This is a genomic window from Spirosoma profusum, from assembly GCF_014699005.1.
GTDB lineage: Bacteria > Bacteroidota > Bacteroidia > Cytophagales > Spirosomataceae > Spirosoma > Spirosoma profusum.
Genome location: NZ_JACWZY010000001.1, coordinates 234,021 through 245,080 on the forward strand (window position 1 = coordinate 234,021; position 11,060 = coordinate 245,080).

7 protein-coding genes are annotated in these 11,060 nt (G+C 51.3%); all 7 read left to right on the top strand.

The genetic code is table 11. From position 1 onward, the window contains the following. The first annotated feature begins 181 nt into the window (after positions 1-181). The 7 genes from IC229_RS00855 (at position 182) to IC229_RS00885 (ending at position 10,986) form a co-directional block, all read left to right on the top strand. Positions 182-1,705: a DUF11 domain-containing protein gene (locus IC229_RS00855; RefSeq protein ID WP_190885025.1), complete on the top strand. Its 1,524-nt coding sequence runs from the start codon at positions 182-184 to the stop codon at positions 1,703-1,705. 203 nt (positions 1,706-1,908) lie between these two features. Next, positions 1,909-2,211: a GIY-YIG nuclease family protein gene (locus tag IC229_RS00860; protein WP_190885026.1), complete on the top strand. Its 303-nt coding sequence runs from the start codon at positions 1,909-1,911 to the stop codon at positions 2,209-2,211. A gap of 335 nt (positions 2,212-2,546) precedes the next feature. After that, entirely contained in the window at positions 2,547-3,209 is a 663-nt protein-coding gene (locus IC229_RS00865) for a hypothetical protein (protein ID WP_190885027.1), read from the top strand. A 188-nt stretch (positions 3,210-3,397) separates the two neighbouring features. Beyond that, a complete protein-coding gene (locus IC229_RS00870; RefSeq protein WP_190885028.1) occupies positions 3,398-4,180 on the top strand; it encodes a hypothetical protein in 783 nt (260 codons plus the stop codon). Between the two features lie 301 nt (positions 4,181-4,481). Continuing rightward, positions 4,482-5,216, top strand: a complete 735-nt coding sequence (locus IC229_RS00875) for a hypothetical protein (RefSeq protein ID WP_190885029.1) — start codon at positions 4,482-4,484, stop codon at positions 5,214-5,216. Positions 5,217-5,496: 280 nt separating this feature from the next. After that, complete coding sequence (locus IC229_RS00880; RefSeq protein WP_190885030.1) at positions 5,497-9,756, top strand: beta strand repeat-containing protein; 4,260 nt, start codon at positions 5,497-5,499, stop codon at positions 9,754-9,756. Positions 9,757-9,780: 24 nt separating this feature from the next. Continuing rightward, a complete protein-coding gene (locus IC229_RS00885; protein ID WP_190885031.1) occupies positions 9,781-10,986 on the top strand; it encodes a hypothetical protein in 1,206 nt (401 codons plus the stop codon). Positions 10,987-11,060: the final 74 nt, after the last annotated feature.

Here is an 11,060-nt window from a genome sequence, read left to right on the forward strand (position 1 = left end):
AATCGGCTTACGCAAAAGATAGTTACTTAATTTGGTCAGTTCATGGTATTGAAACGCGTATTCATGTCATTATCGAATTAAAAAAGCCCTGCTGCCCGTACCCTGTCACGGATTTTGTGTCCTAATACGGCAAATGACCAGAACAGGTTATTCTGCTAACACCGAACAAAGGAGCACGGACATGAAGAAAAATATTTACGTACTACTGCTGTTGATTCTACCGGGGCTCTGTCTGGCTCAGAAAGGACGATTTGCGGTACAATTTAATGTGAAATCCTTGGATTGTAATACGGGGAAGGTTGTGATCCGCGTACAGGTGAAGGCCAACTCGGCGGATAGCACATTCCTGATGGGCGACGCTAACTACCGGTTCGATTATGACTCCCAGATTATTCGCAATCCCCAGATTGTTAGTCAGGAGACTTTCTCGAACCAGGCACCCGCCAGTGATAACCGATACAACCAGCAGAATCTGAACGGGAGCACAGTAGGGCCAACCATTGGAACCGTTTCGCTGAATACCGTGTATGGAGGTAGCGGAACCGGGGCTGGGCTAGTCGGTCCTAACTGGATTACGGTAAGCTGTATTCAGTTCGATATCATCAACACGCAGGCCGTTCCAAATAACTGCTTTGGGTTGCGGTGGCATACAGATACTACGTTCCCGGTTACCGGGATGAATGAGTACATTGCCAATACGCAGTCGCCAAACGGCTACACGCTGCAAAACGTAACATCAGCCAAGGTTTTCGGTAATATTCAGGTTTGTTTACCGCAGTACTGTGCGATACAGGCGGTTAACGATTACTACACAACTCCATTCAATACGCCTGTTTCGGGGAATGCCCTTACAAATGATCTGACGGCTCCTCTGGTTATGACCACTACGCCCGTCACCAACCCAAAACACGGTAGCATCGTTTTAAACGCGAACGGTACGTTCACCTACACACCTACCACGGGCTACACAGGTCGGGACAGTATTCAGTATCGGGTGTGCAAGCAGCTCAATCCTGATCTTTGCGCCAATGCCTGGATTTACATCACCGTTGGCGCTCCAGCTGGTACGGATCTGAGCCTGACCAAAACGGTTAGCAAATCACGGCCTTTCCTCAATGAAGTGATCTCGTATAGTCTTACGGTACAGAACTCGGGCGGTATTGCCGCTACGGGTGTAGAAGTGAAAGACTCATTGCCAGCGGGTGTGCAATACCAAAGTATGTCGGGGCCGGGTACTTATAATCCAGCAACAGGCATCTGGACTGTTGGTACCATTGCCGCCGGGGGAACTGCTACGTTGGTCATTACCGTAAAGGTGATTGCCGAAGGAACCTGGTTCAACGTTGCCGAGGTAAGCAAGGTGAATGAGCAGGATCCTGACTCGACTCCTGGCAACGGAGTCATGACGGAAGACGACATCAGTACTGCCTGTTTTTCGGTGCCAATTCGCATCTGTGCAGGAGACGTATATACAATAGCGTTACCAAATATTTATAGCGGTTTGCAATGGTATAAAGATGGCGTGGCCATACCCGGTGCAACCAGCAGTTCGTACATCGTAACGGGCATTGGTCAGTACACCTACACCGCTACCAACGGAAGTTGTCCACAGCAGGGTTGCTGCCCGGTCATCTTCATCGAAGGCGACTGCTGCAAACCGACCATCTGTGTACCGATTGTGATTACGCAAACACGGAGACGGTGATTCTTGTCCTGCTGGTTTTTTGTCATGCTGACGAAGGAAGCATCTTAAAGCATCATAACTCTCTAATAAAGAAACCTTAAGATCCTTCGTGCCCGCTCCGGCGGCCCGGTCAGGATGACAAAAAACGCAGCGGGCCAAAAGCATAGCACGACCAAACCAATATAACGAAAAAGTCAAAAAGAAGAAAATGATAACTGAACGCCATGCATAACTACGCCTTTTACGTCTACATCGTCACAAATCCAGAGAAGACCACACTCTATACTGGAATGACGAATGATTTAGCCAGACGTTTGAGCGAGCATTATGAAACGTGTGGGCAGTTAGAAACATTCACAGGTAAATATTACTGTTATCTGCTGGTTTACTGGGAGTTTCATCTATATGTACGTAATGCGATTCTGCGTGAGAAGGAAATTAAAGGATGGGTGAGAGAGAAGAAAGTAGCGCTGATCGAGTCCGTAAACCCCGAATGGCGCATCTTAAATGATGAGATTCAAGGGTGACTGATTTTTTTGTCATGCTGAGGCACGAATCGGACCGCCGAAGCGGCATCTTAAGGCTTCTGAATGAGCTAGTTAGGGTGCTTTAAGATGCCGCTTCGGTGGTCCGATTCGTGCCTCAGCATGACAAAGACGCTACGTAACAGAAGTGAGTGTGTGAATTAGGAAGCTTTAACCGGGCCGCCGGAACGGATCCTTCATACCTCAGGATGACAAAAACAAAGCCCAGCAGGGCAAAAACGGAACAATAGAGAGATTTTTTATTTATGGGATGCTAGCGATAACCGGGCTTTTTGAGCCCGGCGATCCTTTTCTTCTCATAAAAACAGGAATAAAGTATGGCGTTTTCACCAACATATCACGCTACGTATCGCCGATGGGTAATCTGGCTTTGGCTGGGACTGCCACTGGTGACCTGGGCGCAGCAACCGGCTGATAGTCTGGCGACTAAGCAGACGGGTGTGGGTGTGTTTGGACCGGCGATGGGTATTCTCGCTGATACGTTGGGCGTTTGGGGTGACGTAGTACTGGATAGCGCCAGCGTGACCGGCAACGGTGTTCTTTCGTTACGTGGACATAGCCCGAATGAGCCAGCGATGCCGCAACGTATTGTGGCACAACGTAGTGAGGTACAGCATCTGCATCTGGCTAGTTCCGGCAAAACGGTGCTGCTGGGCGACTTGCGAATCGGAAAAAGCCTGACGGTGGAACAGGGCGTTTTTGACGTATCGGCGGGGAAACTGGAACAGAGTGCTACGTGCCAAATCCGCCTGTTGCGGGGAGCGCGGTTAAGCAGTCAGCCCACCTGGACGGTACAAAATACAGACCCGAAAACGCGGCTGACGAATACAGAACAATTGGTTGGCCTGAATGCAGACGAGGCAATTAGCCTGTTCGGCTTCCTCGACGAGCCGCAACAAGGATTGAGTTATGAATTGACTGATTACCAATTAATTGAAGCAGAAAACCCTGCGCCACCACCGAAGGCCAGCGTCCTTTAGGGCAGTGTTTTGTCTTTTTTGTCATGCTGAGGAACGAATCGGACCGCCGAAGCGGCATCTTAAAGCATCCAAACTTGAGAGTGAAGACAACTCAAGATGCTTCGTACCTCAGCATGACAAAAATAGCATGACAAAAAAAGGTGCAACGTATATATCAAATTGATTAACAAGATTTTACAAGCATAATTATGAAACTGAACTCTATTTTTTACGCCCTCACCCTCGCGCTACTGACCTCAACGGCCTATGCGCAGGTGAAGATTGGCACCAACCCCGGCACCATCGGGGCAACCAGTAATTTGGAAGTGGAATCGTCTAATGGAACGAAGGTAGTAGTAGACAAAACAAATGGCAACTTAGGCGCTGGTGTTACTGACCCAACGCACTCAATTGATGGCGCTGGTACTGCCCGATTGCGTAATATACCAGTCGGCACAAATAATCAAATTTTAACGACAGACGCGAATGGAATTATTTTTAAACAAAATGCTCCAGCGGCTACATTGCCAGTTGTTTATGGCGTAACAACTGGCGCGGGTGTGAATTTATTGCCGGACGACATCTCACGCTATACAGGAACATACATCATCTTACCCGCAAATTCAAGATATGTGGTATCAGCCACTATGTTGATGACAGCTGGGGCGCAAATAACTGGCATCACGGGTGCATATATAAGAAGTTATTTTTCTGATTCTCCGACAGGTCTTGCCCTTACAGGCGACATAATTAACAATAATTCATTGATAAGCGGTAGTCTTTCAACAGGGCAATTTTACAGCTTGGTAACAGGTAGCGTCATCCTTCAAAACTCGACAAATATCCCTAAAGCCTACTACTATGTTGCCTATTTAGGTAATCCAAGTAGATCAGGTAGTGGTTCCGTTAACCTGCCACCCGCATTTACCATAGCATATTTTGGAGGAAATACTTGGGGTGAAAATCAACTATACGCTGTCCCAATCAACTAAATGAACACGTATTTATCATCGTATAGAACAGTCCTCTAAGTGTAAACTACCATTTGTCTGTTGGATCAAAAACTACTACTCTAGATAATATAGGCCAGTAGAATTATCCACAGCCTCCGCCCACCGGCAACCCGTTCTTTTTGGCGGGCCGTGGATAACCCGAAACAGGGATGGGGGAGGGGCATCCTGATTCCCGGCCCCCTACGATGAGAAGCCTGCGTCTCGCCAGGACGGTTTCCCGGTACGTTGGACGTAGTACGAATGAATGAATTGACTCACAAAGTTTTACGACAAAATAAGTATGAAACTAAACTCTATTTTTTACGCCCTCACCCTCGCGCTACTGACCTCGACGGCCTATGCGCAGGTGAAGATTGGTTCTAACCCCGGCACCATCGGGGCAACCAGTAATTTGGAAGTCGAAGCGGCTAACGGTAATAAAACCAGTGTGAATAAATCCACTGGTCAGGTGACTATTCAGGATGGGACACAAGGAGCTGCCAAAATTTTAACCTCTGACGCAAATGGTGGGGCTTCTTGGCAGACGTTGACTCAACAAAATATTCCGATAGTTGTTTTGATCGGCGCTCAATCAGGTGCATATACCGTAACACCACGAACTGTGATAGGTATAAATGGGTATGGTCAACCTAAGGATCGAATTCCCTTGACAATTCGCCCTGGATCGTATTCTGGATACGATGCTAGTACAAAACAATATACTATTCAGGAATCTGCTTATTACAGAGTTTATGCAGGTTCAAAATTCAAGGGAGCAAGCTCGACAGCCCCTTATTCTGGAACCAGTGTTAGACTATACTTATACCCATTTGGTGTCTTACAGCAATACGATGATATAAACGTTTTTACAGGACCGGTTCTGTCGGTCTTCTGGGAGGGGTTTTTAAACGCCGGGACGGTTCTAAGCGTTGCTGGATATGTTTTTGAAAGTCAAGTTTCAAATGGGAATAGCGCATTGCCCTTGGATAATGTAATTGCTACTGAGGCCTTTATGTCAGTAACTAAATTGTTCTAAATGAATGATTAGGTGCTAGTAATAGTGAAATATTACTCTTCAGGTTATGAACTACTTGAAGAGCCACCACAGGTTGCGCCCACCTGTAAACCGTTCTTTTTGGCGTATCTATTTCCCGTTTATCTAAGCGCACTCAGCTTATGAAACCACGATTCCAAGTCCATCACTCCGCCCCGGCGGATGCAGAACCCTATTCCCTTCGCATTTTCTGGCAAGGGTACTACGTGTCCACTTCACTCAACCTAAGCCAAATACGCTCGCTTTAAAATCACATCCATTTATGAAGAGAACTCTCTACTTAGCTACCCTGCTTTGGTGCTGGGCGCTACTGGTTCAGGCGCAAAGCCAGATTAATGGCACCGTACAGGTCCACCCCGGTGGTCATATGGGTGTTTTTAATAACCTGAACTTCAACACCGGCTACGTGATCACCCCCCGTAATTTACCGGGCGATAACATCTACTTTGCGGTGGGGGCGTCCCACACAGGCGCGTCGGATGCATCCCACGTCAACGGCTATGCCGAAGAAGCGGGTCATGCTACGTTTACGTTTCCGATTGGTAACGGAACCACGTATCGGTCGGCGGGTATTTCGTCGGCCAGTACCGCCGTCAACTACCGGGCGGCCTACTTTTCGGTCAATCCCAGTTCTGCTACGTTGCCCACGGGCGCACCGTTTTCTACGGCCGCGCGGGCTGCTGGCGTCAATGCCGTCAGTACGGTAGAGTATTGGGATATCGACGGGAGTAGCGCAGCGAGTATCACCCTGAGCTGGAATGCCGCCAGCAACCTTACTACGTTAACCGGCGGTAACCCAAACCTGCTCATTATTGTCGGCTGGAATGGTAGCCAGTGGGTAAACCTGGGACGGGCGGGCGGTGTTTCCGGTACGTTAACCAGCACCGGCACCATTACGGCTACCAACGTAACACCGGATACGTACACCGCCTATACATTCGGTAGTAGTGTCTGTCAATTGGCCGTAGCCGCCAGCGCCTTATCGAATACGATTTGTGCGGGCGGCTCCATTTCGCTCAGTACCTCCACAACCGGCGCAGTCGGTTCGTTGACGTATGCATGGACCGGGCCGGGCGGCTATTCCGCCAGCGGTAGCGCCGTAACGATCAGTAATGCCAGTGTATCGGCTTCCGGTACGTACACCGTCGTCGTAACCGACGCGGGCAATGGCTGTAGCGCCACCGCTACCACAAGCGCGGTAACCGTGAGTCCGCAACCCACCATCAGCAGCGTCAGTACGTCGAATCCAACATCCTGCGGCACGCCCACGGGTAGCTTGACACTGAACGGCTTAGCCCCATCAACCGCGTACCTCATTAGTTATAGCTACAACGGCGGAGCGGCTACCACGGCTTCGTTAACGAGTAATGCATCGGGTCAGGTTACCATAGGTAGTCTGGCGGCTGGTAGTTATACGAACATTACGGCCAATAATGGAAGCTGTACCAGTTCGGCCCAAACGGCCAGTTTGAGCGATCCGTCGGCTCCGGCTGCCCCATCCATCACGGCCAATCCAGCAACGTCGGTTATTTGTTTAGGTCAATCCATTACGTTGACGGCCAGCGGATCGGGTACGAGCTTTACCTTCTCGGGGCCAGGAACTATAACTCCATCGGGCTCCTCGGTAATCGTTACCCCAACCAGTGTAGGCAATGCGGTGTATACCGCCACCCAAACCACAGCGGGCTGTACATCGGCGGCTGCTACGTATGCCGTAACGGTCAATTCGCAACCCGTTATTGGCAGCGTAACGCCAACGAATCCATCGTCCTGCGGCACGAACTCAGGAAGCATCACGCTCAACGGCTTAACGCCATCCCTGCAATATACAATCAGTTACAGCCGAAATGGTGGTTCGCCGACCACCGGTACGTTCACGGCCAACGGATCTGGTCAGGTAATCATCAGCGGTTTGTTCGCTGGTACGTACTCAGCGATTACGGCCAGCCAGGGTGCCTGCGCGTCGGCACCATATTCGGCCAGCGTTACGTTGGCTGATCCTACGCCCGCTGCACTGACCGCATCACAAATAACGGGCTTTAGTCCAACCTCCTGCGGCAGCAGCACCGGACGTATCGAAATCACCGGATTGCCGGCCAACGCCAGCGGTATCGTTATCAATTACACCAAAAACGGCGTGGCTACCTCGGCCAACGTATCGACTGACGCCAGCGGGAAAGCCACGATTTCGAGCCTTACGGCAGGTAACTATTCCAATTTTACGTATCAAAGTGGCGGCTGCACGTCAGCGCCTTACACGGGTAACGTAGCACTGACCGATCCGGGTCTTACCCCCCTCACCAGCAGTAACATCAGCAGCCTGAATCCAACCACCTGCGGAGGCACGGATGGGTCGATCACGGTGTCGGGTCTGGCAGCGAATACAGCCATGACGCTGTCGTATCAACGTAACGGCGTCAACGGATCGGCCAACGTAACGACCAACGGATCGGGGCAGGCAGTGATTCCCGGCTTATCGGCTGGTAACTACACCGTTATTGCCTATACGATTGGCGCTTGTACATCGGCTCCTTACAATGGCGCCGTGTCCATCTCCGATCCTGGCCTTGCCCAGTTGACACCAGCGAACGTATCGGGTAAAGCGCCATCGTTCTGCGGAGGAGTCAACGGACGTATCGACATCACCGGATTGGCAGCTAACCAACTGATTACGGTTAACTATAAGAAAGATGGCGTGGCGCAACCCGCTGTCACGGCCATTTCGAACGGTGCGGGTCTGGTGACCATCGCTAATTTAGGACAGGGTGTTTACACGGACATTACGTACACCATCGGAACCTGTACGTCGGCGCCCTACACCGGAAGCATCAACATGATGCAACCTGAGCTGACCGCTCCTCAGTTTACGGGCATCAACCCGGCTATTTGCGGAGCCAGCAACGGACGTATTGAAATCACCGGCTTAGGCAGCAGCCAGTCGATCAACATCAACTATTCGTTCAACGGTACGCCCATCGTGGTAGCCGTAACGACCGATCCGACGGGGAAAGCCATCATTTCGGGTCTGGTTTCCGGCACCTACACCGCCTTCAGCTATTCGCAGGGCGCTTGTACGTCAACCTCCTACCCCGGCCCGATTGTCCTGAGCAATCCCGCCCCAACGATTCTGAATGCATCGAACGTACTGGGCATCAACCCAACACGTTGCGGACAGGCCGATGGTCGGATTGAAATTACAGGGTTAGCCGGTAACGTATCGACCACGATCAACTACCGCCGGAATAGCATCGTACAGGTAGCGAACGTAACAACGGATGCGTCGGGCAAAGCGGTTATCACGGGTTTGACAGCCGCTGTGTACTCTGATTTTACCTACACACAAGGCACCTGTACCTCAGCTCCTTACATCGGACCCGTTACGTTAACCGATCCAACCCCAACGGCGCTGACCGCTGCGAACGTAACACCGTTTAATCCAACCAGTTGCACCGCTACCGACGGACGTATTGAAATTACGGGTCTGGCCTCGAACGTAACGACCACGCTTTCCTACACCAAAGACGGCGTAGCGACAAGCACGACAGTCGTAACGGATGCCAGCGGAAAAGCAACGATCCCCAACTTAGGCGCAGGCAATTACTCGAATTTCAGCTATTCGCAGGGAACCTGTACGTCAGCGCCTTACACGGCTGTGTTGACGATTGGTGCCACGGGTTGCGGACGTATCAGTATGCGCGTATTCCTACAGGGCTCGCTGTTCAACAACGGCGGATCAATAGGTGCCAACAGCCTTCCCCTGATGCGGGATAATCTACGGTCGGGTGGGTATCTGCCCCTGAATGATCCATACCGGACTGCTACGTATACCTCGGCCTTTACCCACGTCAATAACGCTCAATTCCAAACGATTCCCGCGTCGATGACCACCACAACCGGCGACAAAGCCATTGTAGACTGGGTATTCATCGAACTACGTGATAAATCGAATCCGGCCATTGTAAGCTACACCCGTTCGGGTCTGGTGCTACGTGATGGAACGGTCATCGACACCGATGGTCAAAGCAGTCTGAATTTCACCGGCATTCCAGCCGATAATTTCTACGTAGCAGTTCGTCACCGGAATCACCTGGGCGTAATGACGGCACAAACCATCACCATCCCCAGCAGCAGCACGGTCGATTTCATTACGATGACCGATGCCCAACTTTGGAATACGACCGGCTACGACGGCGTTGAGCGGAGCACAATCACCGCCAGTGGTATCAGTGTTCGAGCGTTGTGGGCGGGTAATTCGGTACACAACAACAAGGTCAAATACATCGGTAACGGTACGGATTTGCCCGGCATTCTCTCGAATGTACTCAGCTATCCGGGCAGTGCCGGTGCCTACAACTTCAGCAATGCATTCGGGTATTTCATCGGGGATATCAACATGGATGGCCGGGCACTCTACATCGGTTCGGGTAACGACGGAGCCTTCATCCTGAGTAACGTACTGAACTATCCGCTGAACAGTACGAAAGTGTATAACTACGATCTATTCTTCCAACAAATCCCCTAGGTGCTCACCCAAATAAAAACGATCATGAAAAAAGGACTGTTTAATGTACTACAATTTCTGATGGCCCTTATAGGCTGGGGCGGGTACGAGGTCGTTGCGCAGAATCGAATTGACGTAACCATAAAGTACAACACGACCACGACGCTATACGAGGTGTATGGCCGACCAAACTTCACCGACCCCGCGTTTGGGGTTGGGGCTGGTACGCAGATTTCGATTGTCTTACCGGCCAGCGTCGCTGATAACGCCCTGACGGTTACGTCGGTGAACGGTGGTGCGTGGAGTGATGCCTCGCGTGTGTATGCCCCTGCCGCTGATCCATCCAATGATTTCCACGGAATCGCTACAGCAGGTAACTACGTCTCACTCGTGAGCGGTCAGGAAATTCTGTTTTTCACCTTCGGCGTAACGGGTGTCTGTTTGCCCGGTATTCGACTCTTCGAGAACCTGACAGATCCGTCGTCCAGCGCCCCCGGTTTTAGCGGTGGGGACTACAAAAACTACATCGGTGACGCGCTGAATTTTGGTGATGATGTATACCAAAGCAATTACTACGCCCCCGGCGGCCTGTGCGCGCTGCCGCCAACCATCGCCATCACGACCCCGCCAAACGGAACAACAACGACGAACACAACACCCGTGGTCAGTGGAACCGCTACTCCGCTATCCAGCGTAACGGCTGGCGAAGGTGGCAATATCCTCTGCACAACCACGGCTGATGCTAGCGGAAACTGGTCCTGCTCAGGTAACACCTTCCCAACGGGACCGCATACCGTAACCGCCGTCACCAGCAACGCAGCAGGCGTTTCGCCCACGGCTACAACCAACTTCACGGTAGTAACGGGAACCACATCCCTGACGGGTGGCCCCGGTAGCGTATTCAATGACCTGAATGGCAACTGCGTAGCGGATGCTGGCGAAACCTTAACGGGCTTGCCTGCTACGTTATTCGCCAAGGTGATTAATACGGCATCACCGACCGTAGCGCAACAGGCTGTGGCCGTAGCGCCGAATGGTAGCTTCGCCTTTACTGGATTGGCCAATGGAACATACACTGTCATCATTGACGACAATTCGCTAACGACTGACGTAACGCCCTTAGCGGGTTACCAGAATGCGTCTCGCGGTCCCTGGGTTGCCAATAATGGCGTAGTTACGGCCCCCACGCCGTCGCAGTTCTGCCTGCAATCCAATTGTCCACCGTTCACACTGCCAACGCTGTCAAAATAACCATCAGGCTATTGCTGGGTGGGCTTCTCAGGAACTCACTCCGCTATAGTTTGGTGAGGGTAACCCCTCATCAA

Coding starts and splice junctions, on each gene's coding strand:
- IC229_RS00855 (WP_190885025.1), top strand. CDS start 182: ATGAAGAAAAATATTTACGTACTACTGCTGTTGATTCTACCGGGGCTC.
- IC229_RS00860 (WP_190885026.1), top strand. CDS start 1,909: ATGCATAACTACGCCTTTTACGTCTACATCGTCACAAATCCAGAGAAG.
- IC229_RS00865 (WP_190885027.1), top strand. CDS start 2,547: ATGGCGTTTTCACCAACATATCACGCTACGTATCGCCGATGGGTAATC.
- IC229_RS00870 (WP_190885028.1), top strand. CDS start 3,398: ATGAAACTGAACTCTATTTTTTACGCCCTCACCCTCGCGCTACTGACC.
- IC229_RS00875 (WP_190885029.1), top strand. CDS start 4,482: ATGAAACTAAACTCTATTTTTTACGCCCTCACCCTCGCGCTACTGACC.
- IC229_RS00880 (WP_190885030.1), top strand. CDS start 5,497: ATGAAGAGAACTCTCTACTTAGCTACCCTGCTTTGGTGCTGGGCGCTA.
- IC229_RS00885 (WP_190885031.1), top strand. CDS start 9,781: ATGAAAAAAGGACTGTTTAATGTACTACAATTTCTGATGGCCCTTATA.